The sequence below is a fragment of the Oceanospirillum sanctuarii genome (assembly GCF_002150805.1).
Classification (GTDB): domain Bacteria; phylum Pseudomonadota; class Gammaproteobacteria; order Pseudomonadales; family Halomonadaceae; genus Oceanospirillum; species Oceanospirillum sanctuarii.
This window is the reverse complement of sequence record NZ_MTBA01000013.1, coordinates 120252-142666: the sequence shown is the minus strand read 5'-3', so window position 1 is coordinate 142666 and position 22415 is coordinate 120252. Positions and strand designations below refer to the sequence as shown.

The 22415-nt window shown below is 51.5% G+C and carries 21 protein-coding genes; 13 read left to right on the top strand and 8 right to left on the bottom strand.

The window, feature by feature from the left end:
• Positions 1 to 61 precede the first annotated feature (61 nt).
• The 4 genes from BV405_RS16595 to BV405_RS16580 form a co-directional block, all read right to left on the bottom strand.
• Complete coding sequence (locus tag BV405_RS16595; protein ID WP_217895691.1) at positions 62 to 556, bottom strand: HAD family hydrolase; 495 nt, start codon at positions 554 to 556, stop codon at positions 62 to 64.
• 85 nt (positions 557 to 641) lie between these two features.
• Positions 642 to 1070, bottom strand: a complete 429-nt coding sequence (locus BV405_RS16590) for an HIT domain-containing protein (RefSeq protein WP_086482004.1) — start codon at positions 1068 to 1070, stop codon at positions 642 to 644.
• Positions 1071 to 1168: 98 nt separating this feature from the next.
• Entirely contained in the window at positions 1169 to 1405 is a 237-nt protein-coding gene (locus tag BV405_RS16585) for an RND transporter (protein WP_086482003.1), read from the bottom strand.
• A 117-nt stretch (positions 1406 to 1522) separates the two neighbouring features.
• On the bottom strand, positions 1523 to 1924 hold the full coding sequence (locus BV405_RS16580) for a YacL family protein (protein WP_086482002.1): 402 nt from the start codon (positions 1922 to 1924) through the stop codon (positions 1523 to 1525).
• Between the two features lie 518 nt (positions 1925 to 2442).
• Between BV405_RS16580 and BV405_RS16575 the strand changes: the two genes are divergently transcribed.
• The 11 genes from BV405_RS16575 (at position 2443) to BV405_RS16525 (ending at position 13939) form a co-directional block, all read left to right on the top strand.
• Entirely contained in the window at positions 2443 to 3999 is a 1557-nt protein-coding gene (locus BV405_RS16575) for an ABC transporter substrate-binding protein (RefSeq protein ID WP_086482001.1), read from the top strand.
• Between the two features lie 169 nt (positions 4000 to 4168).
• Positions 4169 to 5146: an ABC transporter permease gene (locus tag BV405_RS16570; RefSeq protein ID WP_086482000.1), complete on the top strand. Its 978-nt coding sequence runs from the start codon at positions 4169 to 4171 to the stop codon at positions 5144 to 5146.
• Between the two features lie 12 nt (positions 5147 to 5158).
• Positions 5159 to 6133 carry an ABC transporter permease gene (locus BV405_RS16565; RefSeq protein ID WP_245832362.1) on the top strand — a complete coding sequence of 325 codons (975 nt, stop codon included), beginning with the start codon at positions 5159 to 5161 and terminating at the stop codon, positions 6131 to 6133.
• A gap of 4 nt (positions 6134 to 6137) precedes the next feature.
• Positions 6138 to 7130, top strand: coding sequence for an ABC transporter ATP-binding protein (locus BV405_RS16560; protein ID WP_086481999.1), 993 nt, complete (start codon positions 6138 to 6140; stop codon positions 7128 to 7130).
• A gap of 1 nt (position 7131) precedes the next feature.
• Positions 7132 to 8178, top strand: coding sequence for an ABC transporter ATP-binding protein (locus BV405_RS16555; protein WP_086481998.1), 1047 nt, complete (start codon positions 7132 to 7134; stop codon positions 8176 to 8178).
• Positions 8179 to 8341: 163 nt separating this feature from the next.
• Entirely contained in the window at positions 8342 to 9511 is a 1170-nt protein-coding gene (locus tag BV405_RS16550) for a M14 family metallopeptidase (RefSeq protein ID WP_086481997.1), read from the top strand.
• Positions 9512 to 9591: 80 nt separating this feature from the next.
• Complete coding sequence (locus BV405_RS16545; RefSeq protein ID WP_086481996.1) at positions 9592 to 10530, top strand: LysR family transcriptional regulator; 939 nt, start codon at positions 9592 to 9594, stop codon at positions 10528 to 10530.
• 114 nt (positions 10531 to 10644) lie between these two features.
• Positions 10645 to 11949, top strand: coding sequence for a Xaa-Pro dipeptidase (gene pepQ, locus BV405_RS16540; RefSeq protein WP_086481995.1), 1305 nt, complete (start codon positions 10645 to 10647; stop codon positions 11947 to 11949).
• An 84-nt stretch (positions 11950 to 12033) separates the two neighbouring features.
• On the top strand, positions 12034 to 12417 hold the full coding sequence (locus BV405_RS16535; RefSeq protein ID WP_086481994.1) for a hypothetical protein: 384 nt from the start codon (positions 12034 to 12036) through the stop codon (positions 12415 to 12417).
• A gap of 213 nt (positions 12418 to 12630) precedes the next feature.
• Positions 12631 to 13329, top strand: a complete 699-nt coding sequence (locus BV405_RS16530; RefSeq protein ID WP_086481993.1) for a HupE/UreJ family protein — start codon at positions 12631 to 12633, stop codon at positions 13327 to 13329.
• Between the two features lies 1 nt (position 13330).
• Positions 13331 to 13939, top strand: a complete 609-nt coding sequence (locus BV405_RS16525) for a hypothetical protein (RefSeq protein WP_086481992.1) — start codon at positions 13331 to 13333, stop codon at positions 13937 to 13939.
• Positions 13940 to 14010: 71 nt separating this feature from the next.
• Here BV405_RS16525 and BV405_RS16520 read toward each other — a convergent pair whose 3' ends face one another.
• Positions 14011 to 14901, bottom strand: a complete 891-nt coding sequence (locus tag BV405_RS16520; protein ID WP_086481991.1) for an EamA family transporter — start codon at positions 14899 to 14901, stop codon at positions 14011 to 14013.
• A 170-nt stretch (positions 14902 to 15071) separates the two neighbouring features.
• Here BV405_RS16520 and BV405_RS16515 point away from each other — a divergent pair, with 170 nt between their 5' ends.
• Entirely contained in the window at positions 15072 to 16544 is a 1473-nt protein-coding gene (locus BV405_RS16515; protein WP_217895690.1) for an aminotransferase-like domain-containing protein, read from the top strand.
• A 59-nt stretch (positions 16545 to 16603) separates the two neighbouring features.
• A complete protein-coding gene (locus BV405_RS16510; RefSeq protein WP_086481990.1) occupies positions 16604 to 16966 on the top strand; it encodes a RidA family protein in 363 nt (120 codons plus the stop codon).
• A gap of 103 nt (positions 16967 to 17069) precedes the next feature.
• Here BV405_RS16510 and BV405_RS16505 read toward each other — a convergent pair whose 3' ends face one another.
• From BV405_RS16505 to BV405_RS16495, 3 genes are all read right to left on the bottom strand, one after another.
• Entirely contained in the window at positions 17070 to 18350 is a 1281-nt protein-coding gene (locus BV405_RS16505) for a molybdopterin molybdotransferase MoeA (protein WP_086481989.1), read from the bottom strand.
• A 129-nt stretch (positions 18351 to 18479) separates the two neighbouring features.
• Positions 18480 to 19028, bottom strand: a complete 549-nt coding sequence (moaB, locus tag BV405_RS16500) for a molybdenum cofactor biosynthesis protein B (RefSeq protein WP_245832361.1) — start codon at positions 19026 to 19028, stop codon at positions 18480 to 18482.
• 257 nt (positions 19029 to 19285) lie between these two features.
• Positions 19286 to 22225: a DUF2339 domain-containing protein gene (locus BV405_RS16495; RefSeq protein WP_086481988.1), complete on the bottom strand. Its 2940-nt coding sequence runs from the start codon at positions 22223 to 22225 to the stop codon at positions 19286 to 19288.
• Positions 22226 to 22415: the final 190 nt, after the last annotated feature.

Sequence of the window (22415 nt, the reverse complement as noted above, 5' to 3'; positions counted from 1 at the left end):
GTTTTACAGAAATTTTAGCGACGCATTCGCTCATAGGGTGCTTATACGTCGGTCAGGCGAATCAGTGCAGTAACTCATTCAGGCTTTTTATCTTAAGGAATTGCCGCCTCCTGTGTTCAGCTGGCCCACGTTGATCAGTCAGCCAGATCGCTTTAAGGCCAGCCTCCAATGCCGGTGCGATATCTTTTTCAAAGTGATCGCCCACCATGGTGCACTGATCGGGTGTTACTCCCAGTTGTTTTATGATGGCCTGATAAAAGCGGGGAGTGCCTTTGCCGATCCCCAGATTGCTCTGGCAGAAATAGCCTTCAAGGTAAGCGCATAAACCCACCCGGTCAAAAGCAGCCCGGATATCGCTTTCTGCGGAATCGGCAGCTCCTGTTGCAACAAAGAGTCGGGCGCTTTTGCTGAGTTCTGCTAAGACCTCATCGGCTTTCGGTTGCATCTGAACCTTAGGCCACTCCTTCATCTTCCCTGTCATTTCAGGGAAATCCACCATCAGGGTGTCACCCCAGTCGAACAGAAAAATGGGTTGTTTTGTTTTGCTGTCAGACACGCAGATCATTCTCCAAATCACATCAGCTGAAGCTTTAAATCAAACCGGCTGAAGCTCTTTGTTCAGGCCAGCTGAGGCTCTTTATTTACACCAGCTGAAGCTCTGGCATCGCTTTTTGAAGGTGAGGAATCAGCTGTTGAATGCGGGATTGAGCCTCTTCATCGCTCATCGCTTCTGGCGAGCCAACACCCCATATCGGCGCTGGCCAGGCGGCATCATCTTCCTGACGCACGACATGATGCACATGCAGCTGAGGCACCACATTGCCTAAAGCCGCGACATTCATTTTATGACCGTGGAATGCAGTCATCAGAGCTTCAGCCAGAATGCAGGATTCATCCATGAGTTGCTGGCGATCAGACTTGTCCAGCTGATGGATCTCGGTAATGCCGCCGATACGAGGCACCAGAATAAACCATGGAAATCGGGCGTCGTTCATCATTACCAGACGGGAAACCGGGAAGTCTGCAACCGGGATGGTGTCCTGCTCAAGACGGGAGTGCAAAGTAAACATAGGGTGCTCCTGAAAACAGTAGGCCGATATAAAAATGAGATGAAAAGGCCAGTGATTTCAGAAGCATATCAGAGAAAGCGAGCGGAGAGGATTTTGATTCAGGCCACTTGCCTGAATCCCGTAGCCAGCAGTTTAACAATCAGCAGAAAAGGAAATGCGCCGTGCATGGCAAGGTCAAACCAGTCGATAGATGCTTTCAGTTCGCCATTAACCAGCATACGTAGTTTTTCAACCAGATGGGGTTCAGGAAAGAAAGGGGCGAGGCCCAGAGTGAGTGAGCCAATAATCAGAATGCCCCAGGGCAGAGTGTCGAGCCAGTTAAGCAGTGTAGTCATGGATAACCTTTTATCGTTTATATTAAATTAGGTTTTGTTAATTTAAATAAGAGGATAATCGATTTTGCTAAGCTAGCCCAGACTTGAGGCATTCTGAGAATGAGGGAAATAGAAGGATCAGCGCTGGTTTTCGCGCAGAAACTCCCGCCACTCTTCCAGCAGATACGCGAAATCATCCAGTCCGCACTCAGCTCTGGCATCGTTTTCGTCGTTGTTCAGATCCTGTTCTTCAAGACTGGTGTTTTCGTATTCGTTGTCTTTAAGGCCTTCCTCAAACAGCAGCCAGTTGGCTGTGATCAGGCAGTCATCTTTGGTCAGGGTGATCTGAAACTCGGGGTCTGAACCTGTGTACTCCCGCTTGTTACCCTGTTTGATATCCGCAATCACTTCCAGCAGGTCATCCAGTGTGCAGAGAGACTGGCGTTCTTTGGCGTTAAACCAGCGTTCAAGAGCGGTTTGCTCGCCGTTCAGTTCAAGGCTGCACTGGCCGTCACGATCACGAATAAAGTCGAATTCCATGGATTTTCCGAAAGCAGTTGAGGCTGAAAAGCCTGATACACAAATTAAATCGGTTTGCCTGAAAGCTACAGAGGCTACCGATACAAAACCGTTATAAGGATGTATTGGCGGGCGGGATATTAGGTAAGGCCGTGTTTAAGGGCAAGTTTTAGTCTGTAAATTCGGTCAGAAGTGGTTGTCAGGTTAGCAAACAGAGAAAAATCGACGGGGGCGAAAGAAAATCTGAAGATTTTTCTGCATCCTGAGTTAGACAATAAGTGCAAAATGTTGGTTTTTTTGCACTTTAATCGCACCTTTGCAGGTAAATATACTGTTTTGTCGCCCTATTTTAGGGAGATCGAAAACTCTTATACGGATCTTGTATGGCATCTTTCGTTATTCAAATTGGTAGACCCCGAACCTTCTATTAGACTTTTTTCCGATGACAGTTGTGTGAACTGATTCACAACTGGGTTTGGCAGCACTTTCCGGCTGAACCTGAAATCACCGACAAAGATAATAACTAACGGGAATCCAAGATGAAAAAATCCGTATCCCTGCTGGCTGGTGCGGTCCTGAGCCTGGGGCTCATGACTGGTGCTAACGCAGCAACTTTGAAGATGGCATACGACGCTGACCCTGTGTCTCTTGATCCACATGAGCAGCTTTCCGGCGGCACACTCCAGCTGTCCCACATGACTTTCGATCCTCTGGTACGTTGGGATCGTAAACTGGGCTTCGAACCACGTCTGGCAGAGAAGTGGGAGCGTATCGACAATCTGACTATGCGTTTCCATCTGCGTAAGGGTGTTAAATTCCACTCCGGAAATACCTTCACCGCTAAAGACGTTGAGTTTACTTTCAACCGTCTGCGCGAATCTGCTGACTTTAAAGGCATCTTCGCACCTTTCTCTGAGCTGAAAGTAATCGATGACTACACCATCGAGCTGAAAACAGCAGAGCCTTTCCCGCTGATCCTGAACAACGTTACTTACCTGTTCCCAATGGACAGCAAGTTCTACTCAGGTACTGACGCAAACGGCGAGCCTAAAGACAAGCTGGTTAAACACGGCAACTCTTTCGCATCCCGTCAGCTGTCCGGTACTGGTCCTTACACCGTTAGCTACCGTCAGCAGGGTGTAAAAGTTGAGTTCGATCGTAACAGCAGCTACTGGGATACTCAGTCTCCTGGCAACGTTGATAAGATCGTACTGACCCCGATTAAAGAAGCGCCGACCCGTGTTGCAGCTCTGCTGTCCGGCGACGTTGATTTCATCGCTCCGGTTCCACCAACCGACCACAAGCGTATCGAGTCCAACAAGAATGTTGACCTGGTGACTATGGGCGGTACCCGTATCATCACGTTCCAGATGAATCAGGAACGTGTTGAAGCCTTTAAAGATGCCCGTGTACGTCAGGCTGTTGCTTACGCAATCAACCAACAGGGTATCGTTAAGAAAATCATGCGTGGTTTCGCAACTCCTGCTGCTCAGATGAGCCCATGGGGTTATCTGGGTCACAACGAAGCGCTGAAGCCTCGTTATGATCTGAAGAAAGCGAAGCAGCTGATGAAAGAAGCGGGTTACGAGAAAGGCTTCTCCATCACTATGATGGCGCCTAACAACCGCTACGTGAACGACGAGAAAATCGCTCAGGCTGTGGCTTCTATGCTGGCGAAGATCAACATCAAAGTTGACCTGAAAACTCTGCCAAAAGCTCAGTACTGGGGTGAGTTTGATGCTCGCGCTGCAGACATGATGATGATCGGCTGGCACGCAGATACCGAAGATTCCAACAACTTCTTCGAGTTCCTGACTGCATGTCCTGATACTGAAACAGGTCTGGGTCAGTACAACAGCGGTAACTACTGCAACCCTGAAGCTGACAAGCTGATGCAGCAGGCGAACACCGAAACCAGTCCTAAGAAACGTGCTCAGATCATGCAGAAAATCGAACAGATGCTGTATGACGATGCCGCGTTCATTCCTCTGCACTGGCAGAACCTGGCTTGGGCCGCTCGTAAGGGTGTGAACATTGAGCCGGTAGTAAACGTTATGGACTTCCCATACCTGGGTGACCTGGTTATTGAAGAATAATCACGGCAACTGAGATCACGGCTTATTAAGTCGATGTGAAGTTCGGCCGGTCTGGCCTCTCTCCCCCGAGAGTCAGGCTGGCCCTGTGTTCCTTCGGGGATACTTTCCCTCAGATATATAAAGAATAAAACGACGCAGGGATACGCGACGTCATAAAGGCAGAATAACCATGATTGCTTTTTTTATAAAACGACTGGCTCAGGCGATAGTAGTGATGTTTGTCATCAGTATTATCAGCTTCTCCATTCAGGATAACTTGGGCGACCCATTGCGAGAGATGGTTGGCCAATCGGTTTCAGAAGCCGAACGTCAGCAACTTCGTAATGAATTGGGCCTGAATGATCCCTTCTTAGTACAGTACGGCCGCTTTGTAAAAAATGCGCTGCAAGGTGACCTGGGCACCTCCTATTTCTTTAAAGAGCCTGCCCTGGATGTGATTCTGGCAAAACTACCGGCGACACTTGAGCTGGTATTTGGTGCCTCTCTAATTATTGTATTTTTATCGGTTCCGCTGGGGGTTTACTCTGCCATTAACCCTCAAAGCTGGTTTTCCAAGGCGGTAATGGGCTTCAGTATTATCGGTATCTCTGTACCTGTGTTCCTGACCGCTATTGGCCTGATCTACTTCTTCTCTATCGAGTTGGGCTGGATGCCTTCCTTCGGTCGTGGTGAAACTCAGCCGATGTTCTGGGGCTGGGAATCCGGTTTCTTTACCTGGGATGGTCTGGCGCACCTGGTGCTGCCGTGTATCTCTCTGGCTTCTATTATGCTGCCGCTTTTTATCCGTCTGATCCGCGCGGAGATGATGGAGGTGCTGCAGTCTGAGTACGTGAAATTTGCCTGGGCTAAGGGTCTTAACCCGCGCCGTATTTACTTCCTGCACGCTCTGAAAAATACCATGCTGCCGGTGATTACTGTTGGTGGTGTTCAGATCGGAACCATGGTGGCGTACACCATTCTGACTGAAACCGTATTCCAATGGCCGGGTATGGGCTTCCTGTTCCTGGAAGCGATTAACCGTGTGGATACCCCGCTGATTGTGGCCTACCTGATTGTTGTAGGTGCGATCTTTGTAATCACCAATACCATCGTGGATCTGGTTTACGGCTTAGTGAATCCTACGGTGAATCTGGCGGGCAAGAAATAAGGCGGAATGACCATGACTACTGAAAATCAAACTTCAGCCAACAAGATGCCTGTGCCGGAAAAAGCACCGAGTGCATGGGAGCGTTTTAAAGAAACGCACGTTTGGCACAGCTTTATCAAAGACCGTGTGGCTCAGATCAGTCTGACCATCTTTATGGGTTACGTGATCATGGCGCTGTTTGCTCCGGCAATCGCACCTTTTGATCCGTATGATCCTACCCAGATCGACATTATGAACTCTGAGCTGCCTCCAAGCTGGGATGAAGAGATGGGCGACGAGCAGTTCTGGCTGGGTACAGACGCTCAGGGTCGTGACCTCTGGTCGACGATTCTGTATGGCACCCGTATCTCTCTGACCATCGGTATCTGTGCAGTACTGCTGCAGGCGACCATCGGTATCATTATCGGTCTGATCGCGGGCTACCGCGGTGGCCGTGTTGATAACATTCTGATGCGCTTTGCTGATGTTCAGCTGTCTTTCTCAACAATGATGGTTGCGATTGTGGTTCTGGCGGTGTTTCAGGCCAGTTTCGGCACCGAGCTTTATCAGGATCTGGCGAGGATTATGCTGGTACTGGTTATCGGTATTGCTGAGTGGCCGCAGTACGCCCGTACGATTCGTGCCTCGGTTCTGGCGGAGAAGAAGAAAGAGTATGTCGATGCCGCCCGAGTTATGGGGCTGGGACAGATGCGGATTATGTTCCGTCATATTCTGCCGAACACCTTAAGTCCGATTCTGGTGATCTCTACGGTTCAGGTGGCTAACGCGATTATTTCTGAAGCTTCTCTGTCCTTCCTGGGTCTGGGTATGCCGGTTTCTCAGCCTTCTCTGGGTTCTCTGATCTCCAGCGGTTTCGAATATATCTTCTCCGGTGCCTGGTGGATCACCGTGATTCCGGGAATTGTGTTGGTTGTTCTGGTTCTGGTGATGAACCTGTTGGGCGACTGGCTGCGTGATGTACTCAACCCGAAACTGTATAAGGGGTAAGACGATGCCTTTATTAGAAGTTAAAAACCTTGAAGTCAGTTTCGGTCTGCGTAGCGGTGAAGTTAAAGCGCTGCGCAACATCAACTTCACTCTGGATCGCGGCGAACGTCTCGGTTTAGTTGGTGAGTCCGGTGCCGGTAAATCTGTACTGGGTTTCTCCATCCTGAACCTGATCTCCAAACCGGGACGTATCTCCGGTGGTGAGATCCTGTTTGAAGGCAAAAACCTGGCGGATATGTCCCCGGAAGAGCTGCGTGATGTGCGCGGTAACCGTATCTCCATGATCTTCCAGGACCCTATGATGACTCTGAATCCGGTTCTGACCATTGGTCAGCAGATGATTGAGTGTCTGCAGGCGCACCGTAAGATTAGTAAAGAAAACGCCCGTACCATTGCGATTCAAAAGCTGCAGCAGGTACAGATTCCATCTCCGGAAACCCGTATCGACCAGTATCCGTATGAGCTGTCCGGTGGTATGCGTCAGCGTGTGGTGATCGCCATCGGTCTGCTGATGGATCCGGATATCATTATCGCTGATGAACCTACCACAGCACTGGATGTAACCATTCAGGCCGAAATCATGGAGCTGATGGTTGAGCTGTGTGAGCGTAACAACGTTGCCCTGATTCTGATTACTCACGATCTGGGTGTGGTGTCTCAGGTTACCCAGAAAGCGATCGTAATGTACGCCGGTCGTATTATCGAGCAGGGGCCGACCCGCGAGATCATCAACGATGCCCAGCACCCTTATACACAGGGTCTGATGAACGCTCTGCCGCAGATGGCGATTCCGGGTCAGCGTCTGAATCAGATTCGTGGTGCTATGCCGTCTCTGCAGAAAATTCCAACGGGTTGTGCCTTCAACCCACGTTGTGACTATGTTCGTGATGCCTGTACCCAACAGCTGCCGGGTTATACCGCTTCCGGTAACTGTCAGGTGGCCTGCCACATGGTGGCCGAGTTGAAACAAGCAGAACAGGCATCAGAGGGCGCATAACATGACCGATAGCAAAATCACTGAGCAAACGGATCAGCAGCCTGAGACTCTGGTGCAGATCCGTGGTTTATACAAAAAATTCAACATCTCCGGCGACTTTCTGGATCAGCTGAAATTCAAAGGCGGCAAGATTGTTCGTGAGCAGGAGTTTGTTCACGCCATTAACGGTGTGAATCTGGATATCCAGAAGGGCGAAGCTCTGTGCGTAGTGGGTGAGTCTGGTTGTGGTAAGTCCACCGTTGCCCGTACCGTAATGGGGCTGATTACACCGTCTGCCGGTTCTATCAGCTACCGTGGTGAGCGTATTGATGATCTGGATGACAAGCAGCTTCTGCCGTACCGCAAGAAGATGCAGATGATCTTCCAGAACCCATACGCATCTCTTAACCCGCGTATGACCATCGCCCAGACCCTGGAAGAGCCGGTTCGCCTGCACAACCCTGACTGGTCTGCTCAGCAGGTGCGTGACAAGGTTCATGAGGTGATGTTCTCGGTCGGTATCGACCCAAGCTGGGGCGAGCGTTTTGCTCACGAGTTCTCCGGTGGTCAGCGTCAGCGTATCAGTATCGCCCGTGCTCTGGCGGTTGATCCTGAGTTTATCGTGGCGGATGAGCCGATCTCGGCTCTGGACGTGTCGATTCAGGCGCAGGTGCTGAACCTGCTGATGGATGCGCAGGAAAAACGTAACCTGACCTATCTGTTTATTACTCACGATCTGGCGGTTGTTGAGCACTTCGGCACCCGTGTGGCAGTGATGTATCTGGGCTCACTGTGTGAACTGGCACCGACCAAGACACTGTTCGCCAAGCCACGTCACCCGTACACTCAGGCACTGATGTCGGCGATTCCGCGTCTGGAAGATGACCGTCCGCCACATATCAAACTGCAGGGTGAGGTACCGACCCCGGTGAATCTGCCAAGTGGTTGTGTGTTCCACGGCCGTTGCCCATACGCGAATGAGCGTTGCAAGCAAGAGATTCCGAAGCTGATCACGACTGATGAAGGTGGTCAGGTGGCCTGTCATGGTGTGGAAGAGGGCCGCATTTAAGCGTCCGGTTCTAACGGCCCAACTATAAGGTTGGGTTGTCGATCCTCTTTCAGAGCACAAAAAATATCAGCCTCCGGTCTGATTCCTGTTTGTTGTTTCGCGCTCATAGATGATGGCGCTGGAAAGCAGGCAGAGACAGCCGGAGGCTTTTTAAGGAGTGGATATGAGCTTTATGATCCCATCAGCGATCAAGATCAGCAGTCAGTTCGATGCCGGTAATATTGAGGTACTGGACCTGACCAATCCGCAGGATATTCAGCTGAGTATCCGTAAGGACAACCAGTCCGATTTTTTCCAATGGTTTCATTTTCGCGTACAGGGCGCTGCCAATCAGCCACTGACATTGCGGGTATTGAATGCGGGTCAGGCAGCGTATGTCGATGGCTGGCCGGATTACCGTGCGGTAGCCTCATACGACCGTGAAACCTGGTTCCGCGTGGATACGGCTTATGAAGCCGATACCGGCGAACTGGTGATTCAGCATACACCGGCGCAGAACAGCATCTACTTTGCTTACTTTGCTCCTTATACCTGGGAGCAGCATCTGGATCTGATCGCTCAGGCGCAGCAATCCGCACTGTGTGAGGTGCATGATATCGGCACCACGCTGGACGGCTATGATCTGAATCTGCTGAAAATCAGTAAGCCTACAGAGTCTGAAGCACCTGCTAAGAAGCAGATCTGGGTTACGGCCCGTCAGCACCCCGGCGAAACCATGGCTGAGTGGTGTGCAGAAGGCTTTATCGCTCGCCTGCTGGATGAAGATGATGCTCTTGCGCAATCGATTCTGGAGCAGGCAGAATTCTATGTTGTGCCGAATATGAATCCGGACGGTTCGATTCGCGGACACCTGCGTACCAACGCCTGTGGTGCTAACCTTAACCGTGAGTGGGAAACACCGACGGCTGAGCGTAGCCCTGAAGTTCTGGCGGTTCGTAGTCTGATGCAGCAGACCGGTGTCGATCTGTTTCTGGATCTGCACGGTGATGAAGCGCTGCCGTGTAACTTTATCGCCGGTCAGGAAGGTGCTCCACATCTGCCTGACACGATTCTGGCGCAGGAAGACCGCTTTAAGCAGGATCTGGCACAGATCAACCCGGACTTTCAGCTGGAGCGCGGCTATCCGCCCGGCAAGTTTGGTCCTGAGACCTTTACCATTGCAGCCTTCTGGGTTGGTCGGGAGTTTAATTGCCCGTCGATGACTCTGGAGATGCCTTTCAAGGATTACGACAACCGCCCGGATGCGGACTTCGGCTGGTCACCGGAACGCTCCATCAAACTGGGTGAATCTATGCTTTACCCGATTCACCAGTGGCTGCAGGCTGACCTGTAAGCTGTCGATGGTTGTTTATTTAACTGGCCTGATTTTGGGCACTGTCCCGAGTCAGGCCGGTTTGTCCTTTAAGGTACGCTATGGAAGTTAGATGGCTTGATGACTTTATCGCTTTGGCCCGTACCCGGCATTTTTCCCGGGCGGCTGACGAGCGTAATGTCACCCAACCGACTTTGAGTCGCCGCATTAAGCTGTTAGAGGAAGAGATGGGCACCACCCTGATCGACCGTAATAGCTTGCCGCTATCGCTGACAGCCGCCGGCGAAGTGTTTCTGGCGGGTGCCGAACAGATGTCTCGCATCGCCCGGGAAACCAAGGTGCGTTGTAACGAAATTCGTGAACAGCAGAGTAACCGCCTCACCTTTGCCACCACACAGACTCTCTATCTGACCCTGTATCACTCTGCCTTGTTGCCGTTTTCTGAGCAGCACAATTTGCCGATTGATCTGAATCTCAAATCCACCTCCTGGGTTGGCGCTGATTTTGTTAATGCTTTGTCTCAGGGCGAGTGCGATCTGGTGCTGTGTTTCTGGCATCCCACCATGAAGGTTGCACGGGATCTGGATGACGAGCGCTTTGAGAGCCTGACCGTGGCCCGTGAAAAGCTGGTGCCGGTAACGGCTAACGATGAAGATGGCCGCCCGCTTTACTATCTGCCGGGCCAGAAGGCCAAGCCTTTACCCTACATCGGTTACTACGAAAACTCCTTCATGCGCTCGGTACTGGATCATTTTGTCCAGCAGCAGCCTGAGCCACCTCAACTGGTGACCATGAATGAGAACGTACATTCCATTAGTGTTAAAGCCATGATTAAAGAGGGTTTTGGTTTTGGCTGGGTGCCTAAGCGTCTGGTTAAGAGCAGCCTGGAGCATGGCAGCCTGAGTCTTGCCGGAGGTGAAGAGTGGCATGTGCCGATGGAGATTCGCCTGTACCGCAACCGTCAGAATGTTCAGACCAATATCCGTCAGCTGTGGACGCTTTTGGAAGAAGCTATCGCCAATAACTCGCTCTCCGTCTGAGGGCGGGTTCGTTAAACAATTTCCGGAATTTTGCTGTTAAACCTCTGATTCCCTGAATGGTAGAAGATCGATCAAAAGGGTTTCGATAAAAGGTTTCGATAAAAAGGTTTTCTTATGTCTGCACTTTATTTTGCTCACCTGTCACAACTGCAGTCCCGTACCGAAAAATTTCTGCAGGACCATCAGTTCGATCAGCTGCTGATCGGCTCCGGCAGTCTGCACAAACACTTTCTGGACGATACCCGTTATCCGTTTCGTCCCAACCCGCACTTTGTTCACTGGGCTCCATTCCTGACGCAGCATCCGGATTGCTGGCTGCTGGTTCGCCCGGGGCTGAAGCCGCTGATGTTCTACTACACGCCAAAGGATTTCTGGCACCTGACACCGGATCTGCCATCGGCGGACTGGGCGCTGGCTTTTGAGTGGATCGCTTATGACGATAAAGCGGTGATGCTGGCGACGGTTGGTCAGGCCCGTACGGCTCTGATCAGCGAGCAGGGTGTTGACGGCGACAATATCAGCCACAATCCGGAAGCACTGATTCATGCTATTAACTTCAGCCGCGCGGTTAAGACCGAGTGGGAACAACACTGCCTGCGTGAGGCCAACTATCTGGCAGTTAAAGGCCATCGTGCGGCCCAACGTGGTTTTGAGTCCGGTTTGAGTGAATATGCGATTCATCAGGCGTACCTGAGCGCGATTTCTCATAATGAGCGCGATATGCCTTATGACAATATTGTTGGCCTGAACGAGCACGCTGCGGTACTGCACTACCAGTTCCAGCAGCGTTCTGCGCCAGGTGAACACCGCACTTTGCTGATCGATGCCGGTGCCAGCTTCAACGGCTATGCTGCTGATATCACCCGTACGTTCACTCAGGAAGGCACTCTGTTTTCTGATCTGGTGAAAGGTCTGGATGATCTGCAGCTGCAACTGTGCAATCAGATCAGTGCTGGTAGCGATTTCGTCGCCTTGCACGAGCAGATGCATCTGATGATTGCGGATCTGCTGAATCGCTTTGGTATCGTTCACGCCAACCCTGAGGTACAGCTGGAGCAGGGTATCACCCGTACCTTCTATCCTCATGGTCTGGGTCACCTTCTTGGCCTGCAGGTACATGATGTGGGCGGCTGGCAGCAGGATGCATCCGGCACCCTGAAAGAGCCACCGGCAGAGCATCCTTTCCTGCGTCTGACCCGTAAGCTGGAAGCAGGCTACGTGATTACGGTAGAGCCGGGTGTGTACTTTATTCCGCAGCTGCTGGAAGAGCTGAAAGTATCCAAGGCGTCTGACCAGATCAACTGGGCGATGGTTGAGAAGCTGCTGCCCTATGGTGGTATCCGCATCGAAGATAACCTGTGTGTCACTGCTGAGGGCAGTGAAAACTATACCCGTGACGGTTTTGCCAAGTTGAGTTAATCTGCTAGCTTAATCAGTAACTGCTTGTTTAACGGGCAGTTACTGATTCAGGCTTTTCATCGATATTTGAATTGGCATCACTTTATGGCATTTGAGAATCACTGGGCAGCTCAGCGTCTGACGACCCGCTATTTTGGCAATCTCACCTCTAAAGATCTGATTGAGGCGAATAGTGCAACGATAGGCTCTGCTCAGTATGAAGAGATCGATACTATTCTGATCAGCTTTGATGAAATCGAAAGCTATGACGTTGGCGAAAAAGATGTTCTGATCGCCGTTGAGTTTGCCCTGCGGAATAACCGTTATAATCCTCTGATACCGGTTGCTATTGTCTCTGCAGACCCTGTTTTACGACCTTTAATCGATCAGTATATTCACTGTACTGAACTTGAAATTCCCCATGCCCGGCAGGCACTTTTCTTTAATAACACTGAAGCCGAAGCCTGGCTGATTGACCAGATCCGATGATCCATTAGTCTGTTTATTGCCCTAACTCTTGCCCTGGCCCAGAGCCATCTCTACATCCTTAGACTTACCCTCCAGTCTGACCATGGCACTCAAGTGGTATCGGTTTAATCTCCGGAACAAGCTATAAAGCAACTCTGGATTCGTTCCTGATCCGATGTTTTAACCACTCTGATGTTTTAACCCCCGGATGTTCTAACCAACAGGGTTGAGCTTATGGCTTTCCGCTTATTACTCCTTTTGTCACTTCTTTGTCTTGAGGGCCTGATCAGCCCTCTGGCCTTTGCCCATGGTGTTGATAGTCAGGATGGTGCTTTTATCGAGCAAACCCAAGGGGCTGCAATCCTGCCTTTTATCTATCTCGGTGCGAAACACATGGTCACCGGATACGATCATCTGTTGTTTCTGCTCGGCGTTATTTTCCTGCTTTACCGAAGCCGTGATGTCGCGATTACCGTTTCTCTGTTTGCCCTGGGACACAGCATTACACTGCTGGTTGGTGTGTTGGCTGAATGGCAGGTGAATCCCTGGCTGATTGATGCTCTGATCGGTTTATCTGTGGTCTACAAGGGGCTGGATAATCTGGGGGCTTATAAGGTTTGGTTCCGGCTTCAGCCGGATATCCGCTGGGCGGTGTTTCTCTTTGGTCTGGTTCACGGCTTAGGTCTGGCGACCAAGCTGCAGGAATATTCACTCAACAGCGAAGGCCTCTTTGCCAATCTGATCGCCTTTAATATCGGTGTTGAACTGGGACAGGCGCTGGCCTTGATTCTTATGCTGGCGCTGGTGAATCTCTGGCGTAGTTTTTCGGTGTTTAACCGACAGTCAGCCTACCTCAATCTTGGGCTGATCTTTCTTGGTTTTTTGCTGGCCGGATACCAGTTAACCGGGTTTGTAATTGAAGGAGGTGTTTGAAATGACAATTCAGCAGGATATTCCCCAAACCGCCAGTAAGGCCCAGCTGATCAGGCAAACACTGGTTGCTTTTGTCGTCGCCCTTGTTGTTCTTTTAGTCGTTGTGTTGCCTGTGGAATTTCAGCGCGATCCAACCGGTCTGGGAGCGGCATTGGGATTAACGGGTTTAACGCAGGCTGATGCGGCTGAACCTTTGGCAGCAAAAGAGGCGAATGCACCTTTAACGAACTCTTCAATCACCTCTTCAGCTACGTCCGCTGGGGGTGAGCATTGGCAGACGGATTCTCAGCTTCAATCCGATCAACTAACCCTGACACTCCCACCCCGAAAAGGTTTGGAGGTGAAAGCGATGATGCATGAGGGACAGCGCTTTATTTACCAATGGCAAGCAGAGGGCGGTGAGCTGGATTTTGATATGCATGGCGAAGAGCCTCTGGCTGTAGAGGATTTCACCAGCTTCTGGGAAGCCAAGGGTTACGCCTCTGCTCAGGGTAGTTTTACCGCGCCTTTTGAAGGCAGTCATGGCTGGTACTGGTATAACCCGGGAACTGAAGCCGTCACTCTGACACTGAAAATTCAGGGGTTTTATCAGGGCGTTTACCTGCCCTAATCCATAGATAAAGGCACTACCCCCGAGGGTACTAGTGCCTTTTCATTTATTAAATATCGATGAACTCCTTATTAACTCTCCAAGCGCACTGCTGGCTGTCGCTTAAACCAGCTTTGCTGCCATTGTCCGATCAGGAAGCCCACCAGAATCAGCGCACAGGCCAATAGCTTGGTATTGTCGATCACTTCGCCGTGGAAAATCATACTGCCTAACAGGCCAAACACCGGGGTCAGCATGGTTAACGGGGCGACTGTTGATAGCGGGTATTTGGTAATCAGGCGATTCCAGAGCCAGTAACCCAGCAAGGTCGTTGGGTAGGCCTGAAACAGAACCGAAAACCAAACGCTGCCATTCATCTGCTCCGGCAGGGCGACAAACACCTCAGGGCCGTAAGTCACCAGTGCCAGCGTCGCCAGTGGCAGGGGCGCAAACAGCATACCCCAGACACTGAAGGCAAAGACCTGCTGGGTATTGGCGAGTTTTACGATCAGACCGATAACCGCCCAGCTTAAAGCGCCGATCAGGATCAGCAGCAGTCCCGCCAAAGGCACAGAGCCATCTTCAAGACTCAGGCTGACCACTGCTCCCAAAAGAATCAGGCCAGCTCCCAATGTCTGACGAGCAGAGATTTTCTCTTTCAACACCAGCCAGCCGATCAGAAGGCTCGCAATCAGGCTCAGATCCATCAGCACGCCCGCCATTCCGGCGCTAACACCCAGCGTAATGGCTGAAGTCATCATGCCCCAGACACCCACGCCAAAGGTGATGCCGTAGCCCATCAGATAACGCAGTTTCACCTGTGGACGTTTGATAAAAAAGATCACCGGCAGCATGGCGAAAGTAAAGCGCAGGGTGGTCAGCAGAATCGGGTTGATCTGATCCGCCCCCAGTTTGATCACGGAAAAGTTAAAGCCCCATAAACACATAATGCTCAAACCCAGAAGCAGGTCGTTAAGGCGCATGGTTTTGTCCTCCTCAGAAAATAGCGCTTTGAAACGCTTTGCTGTTGAGGAGTAAGTTTCCGGGATCGGCAAAAAAGATAACAGAATCAATTTTTGAAAATAAAAAGTGTACAGTTTTGGGCTGTGGCGCTAATCTGAGCCGTACAGTTCAGAGAAACAGGGGTGGGAAGGTGCGTTATCAGGGCATTGCCGAGCAGATTATTACCGATATTCAGTCTGAAAAACTGGGCCATGGCAGCCGTATGCCTTCCCTCAGAAAGCTGGCGCAGCAGTTTAATGTCAGCATGACTACCGCGATCAATACCTATCACCATCTGGAAGAGCTGGGCTGGATTATCGCCAAACCTCAGTCCGGTTTTTATGTCTCCCGCCCTTTGCTGGCCAGCAAAACCCCGGAGTTGCCGCAGTTTCGAAGTCAGCTGAAAAGCATCTCCTTTCAGGAATCCGGCATTAACTATCAGCCGGGCATCTATGAGCCGGGTCCGCTGGGGATCTCTCAGTTAGCACCGGATCTGATGCCCACCGAGGCCCTGCAGCGCAGTCTTAAACGAGGCCTGAAACGACTCTCGGTGCAGCTGCATGCGTATCCCGACCGACAGGGTGATCCTGCACTGCGTCTGGCGCTGGAAGAACACTTTTCTGCCTATGGCTTCCCATTGAGTGCGCGGGATCTGGTGATCACCAATGGCTGTATTGATGCGGTGCGTATCGCACTGGAAACCGTATCTGATCCCGGTGATGCCATCGCCATCAGTTCACCCTGTTTCAGCGGTTTACTAGAGCTCTTGGCAGGGCTGAACCGTAAGGTGGTTGAGATTCCTTCGACCACGGAGGGTATCGATCTGGATCAGTTTGAGGCGCTGCTGAAAGCCAAAACCGTCAAAGCGGGGCTGTTCAGTACCTCCCATATGAATCCCCAGGGCATCAGTATGACTGCAGATCAGAAGCAGCGGCTGGCAGAGATGGCGAATCACTATCAGACCCCGGTAATCGAAGACGATATCTATATCGAATTGGGGCAGAGTAAAACCCTGCCGTTACCGGCGAAATACTGGGACAAAGGCGGTTATCTGCTCTGGTGCGGTTCGGTATCGAAAACCCTGAGTGCCGGTTTTCGTGTCGGCTGGTGTCTGCCGGGGCGCTTTTTTACTGCTTACGAGCGCCGTCATGGGGTGAATCACTTTGGTGTCAGTACGCCGGTGCAGGCGGGGCTGGCGGACTTTATCAATACCGGTCAGTATCACAGCCATCTCAACCGTATCCGCACCCAGCTGCAGCAGAATCTAAAAAACTACCGGCAGTATCTGCTGGATCATCTGCCTGATGGCTGTGCGGTCAGCCAGCCCACCGGCGGCATGGTGCTCTGGTTGCAGATTCCGGGGCTGGACAGTAAACAGCTCTGGCAAGAGGCGATCGCCGAAGAGCTGGATCTGCGTATCGGACCAGCCTTTACCACGCTGGATCTCTATCAGGATTATGTCCGTATCAATACTGGCTGGCCGCTGGATGAAAAAATTGAAACCCTGCTGGCAAGTTTTGTGGGGCTTGTGAATAAACAGCGGGTTAGTAAGCAGCAGGTTGGTGCACAGAGCAAAGAAAAACCTGATAAACAGGCTCAGCTAACAGCTTCCGGTAGGGCGTGATATTCTAAGTAACAGTAACGATTTGATTTTGTAACCCCTTATTCCTGTTGAGGTTTTCTATGGATATTCATCGCATCAACCCCTGCAAGCGTTGGTCTGACGCGACGGTTTACAACGGTATTGCAAACTTTGTTGAAGTACCGGAAGCAGACCTGACTGCAGATATCAAAGGTCAGGTGGCGCAGATTTTTGAACAGGCGGAAGCCTCTCTGGCAACGGTGGATAGCGATAAAAGCCGGATTCTGTCGGTTACGATCTACATTACCGATTTTGCCAATCTGGCAGCGCTGAATGAGGTTTGGGATGAATGGTTCCCGGAGAACACCGCACCAAGCCGCGCCTGTGTGAAAGCAGAACTGGCTGATCCGGGTTATCTGGTAGAGATGGCCTTTACCGCTGCAGCGGGTGAGAAGTTCCTCTGATCGGAAGTGGTTGTAATTTATTGATACTGCTTTAATAAAAAACGGGATGCTGTGATGGCATCCCGTTTTTTGTTTTGGTGGCAATCTTGCCTGAAAATCAGATCTAAGGCGCCAGCATCAGGTAATCCATCGGCAGGTATTTCACCCAGTCGCCTTCGCGAATTTTCTGACCCGGTTCAACAATCGCCAACGCATCCGCCCATTGGCAAGAGGTCAGTACGCCGGAATTTTGGGATGGGGCAAGCTCTACCCGCATCGGCTGGCTTGGCAGATCTCCCGGACGCAGGCGAACCCGACGTACCCGCAGGTATTCACGGCGCTGGCCAGCATCAATATTAAACTCGGCTTCCGCATGGCGGTAAACCGGAGCTGGCACTTCACCACGACCCTGAAGCACGCCCAAAGCGGGACGCACAACCACAAGACAGGTCAGCAGTGAGGAAACCGGATTGCCCGGCAAACCGATAAAAGGGGTTTTGCCTTTGGCGGTATCGATCTGACCAAAAGCCAGCGGTTTACCCGGTTTCATCGCCATACGCCAAAGATTCAGAGAACCCTGCTGCTCGATAGCAGGCTTAACATGATCCTCTTCACCGACGGAAACACCGCCGCTACTGATCACCAGATCTGCTTTGCAGGCGGCTTCCTGCAAGGCATTAACGGTGGCTTCACGATTATCAGGAATAATACCGCTATCGATCACCTCACAGCCGAGATTAGTCAGCAGAGACAGCAGCATATAGCGGTTGGAGTTAAAGATCTGACCGGCCTGCAGCGGTGAGCCCGGTTCAACCAGTTCATCACCCGTACTCAGCAGCGCCACTTTCGGCTTTTTGTAGACCACAACTTCCGCCTGACCTACAGACGCCACCAGTCCAAGGGCGACTGCATCCAGACGGCTGCCTGCACTTAACAGGGCGTGACCTTGCTGAATATCCTGACCCGCTTTGCGGACAAAATCACCCTGACGGGGTGCATCGATATGGGTGTGGAAGCTGACCATATCGCCATCAACCTTCACTTTTTCCTGCATCACGATAGTGTCTGCACCGGCAGGCAGAGGCGCACCGGTGAAGATGCGGGCGCAGGTGCCGGGCTCAAGAGGCTCGGGTTGCTGACCGGCAGGAATACGCTGGCTGATGCGCAGCGGGCTTTTCTTCAGATCCTGAATATTCAGGGCGTAACCGTCCATGGCGCTGTTGTCCATGCCGGGTACATTAACTTTGGAAATCACAGGTTCCGCCAGCACACAGCCCAGTGCCTGAGAAAGCGGTTTTACTTCAGTAGCAACCGGTTGGATCTCAGCGCAAATTCGGCTGATCGCTTCATCCACAGGCATCAGGCCGGGTTGATCGCAGGCGTCTTTTCTCGATTTAAGCAACATAACTTCCGATTTCCGTTGTCTTGGGCTGTGAGGTCATTCTATAAACTTTGCGGGCTAAGATAGCACAAACCGGTCTCTGCCTAATTGATAACGACTTAAGGGTAGAGACCGGTTTGATATTATGGAGAATTAAACGTGCTGAGCATTGCCTTTGGTCAGCAGTGCAACGTAGTTGCAAGGACGGTGACGGCTGTCCAGTTGATCCTGAATTACCTTGTACCAACCGGTACGGCAAGCACCGGTAGAGCCCGGCAAGCAGAAAATCAGGGTGTTGTTGGCCAGACCGCCCAAAGCACGGGACTGGATCGTAGAGGTTTTAATCTCTTCGTAAGACAGCATACGGAAAACTTCACCGAAACCATCGATCACCTTGTCCAGCAGAGGTGCAACCGCTTCCGGGGTGCTGTCTCGGCCTGAGAAGCCGGTACCGCCGGTGCTGATGATGCAGTGGATGTTTTCGTCGGCAATCCAGTTAGAGATGGTTGCACGAAGCTTGTAAACATCATCCGGCACGATAGCGCGATCGCCCAGTTTGTGACCGGCTTCTTCCAGGCATTTGATCAGGGTGTCGCCACTTTTGTCAGTTTCCAGTGTACGGGTATCAGAAACCGTCAGAACGGCAATGTTCAGAGGGACTTCTACAGGTTCTGCTGGTTTGTTATCCATAATTTGTGACATGGGATTACCTTATTCTTCTGATGACTTAAGAGATAAATTGTCCGGCGCTGTTTGCTCAGCAGTTGGCTTTAAATCGGATTTAAAAACATAAGAGCAAACAGGTTTAAAATTACTGACCAAATAAAAGCACACCTTATGCCATGGCGTAAGGGAAAAAAGCCGGAAATGCTCTGCTATCATCCAAAAAAGCCCTGTTCGGACGAGCCAAACAGGGCTTTAAGCTGCAACCGCTTAACTGTCTCTAACTTTATCAGACGTTAGGGATCACTATCGGATACCAGATTGCGGTTGAGTCGCTGGTGTAACCAGGCCAATGCCAACAGCACCAGACCCAGCCCCATAAAGGAGGCTACACGCCATAGTCCGGTCAGATCCGACATATCGATCAGGAACAACTTGGCCACGACGGCCAGAAGTAGTCCCATCCCCGCTTTATAGAGAGAGCTCTTTTGTAGCCAGCTACCCAGCAACAGTGCCGCAGAGGCCATCAGCAGCCAAACCACAGAATAGGTGTAGAGCTCGCCGTTTGACGTGGTGTTTCTCAATGCCATAGGGTTCGTTAGCCCAACCTCGCCAATCTGCCAAAGGTGTCGTATCTCCATAGAAACGAACAGCAGCAGGTTGGCTCCGGCAAACATAATGGCGTAGCGGGCAAAGCGAGTCGGCAGTAAACGCCAAAGGGCTACGCCGATCAGTGTTGGTACACCATAGCTCAACAGCAGCAGATTAAAGATAGGGGTATCGCCAACCTGAGTCTGATAGCTCCAGAGCGGGTTACCGTCCAGCAAAACGAAAACGCCGTAGTTGATTGCTGCAGCGGCCAGATGCACGGTCGCCAGAATTTCATAGAAGCGCACCAGATGCTCGCTGATTCTTGCGCGATACAGATAAACTGCAGCTGCACCGCCCCAGATCAGGGTATTCAGGCTGGCTTCAAGGAAGCTGTACTCGGAAACAAAAATATCGCCATCGTAGAGCCAGTAACGCAGCTCCGCCGCAATGGTCAGAATCAGCAGGTGAGCGGTTGCTCCCTGCAGCCAGGCGCGCATCTTAAGATCTGACTGCATCAACCAGGCCGCCAGAGCTGCAAACAGCGTCGAGCCACCGTAAGTCCAGAGCGACCAGTGGCTGCCGTTGTCGTAAGTCAGTACCCAGGGGTTCAGTGTCAGGCGCAGTACAACAACCGTCAGCACGGCACGGATCACCCAAGGCATATAGGTCAGCTGATAGCGGCGTTGCAGCCATGACAGGCTCACTAGCTGTGCTGCCAGAGCAACTGTCAGAGTGGCATCTGCCAGCCAGATCACAGCTAACAGTGCCAGACTCAGATGCGCCGATGCGGTAATCACCACCTTAAAGCTATCGCTATAAATCTCTGAACCTTTGGTCAGAGTCCAGCGCATCAGTAACAGGTAAGCGATGCTGACCGCTACTGCCACAGAACCCCAGGTCCACTCTTCGGTAAAGCTGTTCAGAGCGTAATAAGCGGTGGTTAGCAGCACAATGGGTGTCAGAGAACCCAGTGCAGCCCAGTATGCCGGTAACGGATAACGCTGACGAATCAGCCAAACGGCAGTGCCGCTGAAGAGCATGCTGATGAGAATAAAGCGAACAATCAGGCCGTACTGAATGGTATAGGTCGTTGCTTCCAACATGATCTGATCCTGTGCTTCAGTCAGCAGAGGAAGCAAGGCTGCAATCAGAATCGTCACCAGAGCGATAACCGGTAACAGAGTAAACAGCGGTCGCCGTGCCGCCACCAGAATCAAGAGTGCCGGAAGCAGCAACAGGCTGATTGGACTGGCATCATCAACCCCTTCAATCAGCAGACTCCAGGCTTGTGCCAGAGTGACCAGTAACAGCAGGATTCCCTGGAACCAGCCTGTGCTCTGGCGCAACTCACTAATTTGAGCTTCGCGCAGTTCAGCATCTTTCAGGTTTTTCAGCCATTGCCACAGGCTTTTGATGGTGCCCTGATGATCTTCAGGCCAGTCCAGCTGTTTTAGTGTCCAGTCAAAACGTGGTACTGCAAGGAAGAGATAAGCCACGGTCAGCAGATAAAGAGATCGCGCACCTTCTATGGGAGACGTCGCCAGTGACGCCAGCCACCAGAAGAGACTGCCGACAATAACACCGATCCAGAGCCAGCGACGTTCCACATAACTGATCAGCCAGAGACTGAAGAAGGTCAGCATGGCGCTGTACACCAGAGCCAGTTCGATCTCGCCGGAACCTGTATTGATCAGTATCGGTACGATATATCCGCCCAGCATCCCCAGTGCTGCCAGAATTGGACCCTGTCGCAGTGCAAGCGCCATGGTGCCAAAGGAAACCAACGCCATGGCCGCAAACACAACCATGGGCGAGAAGTCCGGGAAGAGCTTAAAAGTGGCAAAAAGTGCCGAGTAGAGAATGATACTGGCACCACCCGCCAGTGCGGCAAAGACATTGTTCTGGCCTTTATTGCGGTGCAGATGCTCCGCCAGACCATGCAGGCCAAGACCTGCCAGTAGTGACAGAATAATACGGGCTTCCGGTCCCAGAATACCGTGCTCGATGGAGTAACCCACCATAAAGACACCGGCAAGACCGACACAGATGCCCCCCAGCCAGATCATCCAGTTTTGTTGAGCGTTCTCTTTCAGGCGATCCAGCCAGCCGGTTTTGTCTTTGTCAGCGTTATGACTTGGCTGAGAAGTATGGCTTGGCTGAGAAGTATGGCTTGGCTGAGAGGATTCCCGAACCTCATTCCAGTCATTCTGTCCGGACTGAACGGCTTCAGTCCGGGCTGCAACGGGCTCTTCAATAGGTGCTGGTTCGTCAGCAGAAGGGGCAACGGGAGCAGAATCAATCGATTTGGATGAGTCACTTGCAAGGATCTCAGGTGACAGCGGCTGAATGGCTTCCGGTTCGGCATTTTGCGGGATAACGGTATCTTCCGGTGCCGACTGAGGTGGTAAGCCACTACTTAGCTGATCCAGCTGTTCTCTGAGCTGCTGCTGGTTCAGTTGCTGATTTTTCAGCACACCATCAAAGTGTTTCAGTACCGATCGGTATTCCTGAAGCTCATTTTGCAGGCGCTTGAGTTCATCCTGCTGGCTATTGGTGCGAACAAAGGCCGCAAGCCCGAGGGACGCCATAATCAGTATGGCCACCGGCACAATAAAGAGAAGGGTGATGAGTAAATCGTCATCCATGAGTTGATGATCCTAAAGTAAAAATTCCCGTTAGCCGGTTAAGGCCAAAAGCAAATGACTGATAGGGCACGGCCAGACAAGCTGCAGCTAGAGTCATTAGTCAAAAGAAGATGCATACTAGCAGATAACCTGCGGGAGGCGGCAACCTGCTTTCACCGGAATTGTGCACTGATTCAAGCTTAAAACTTGT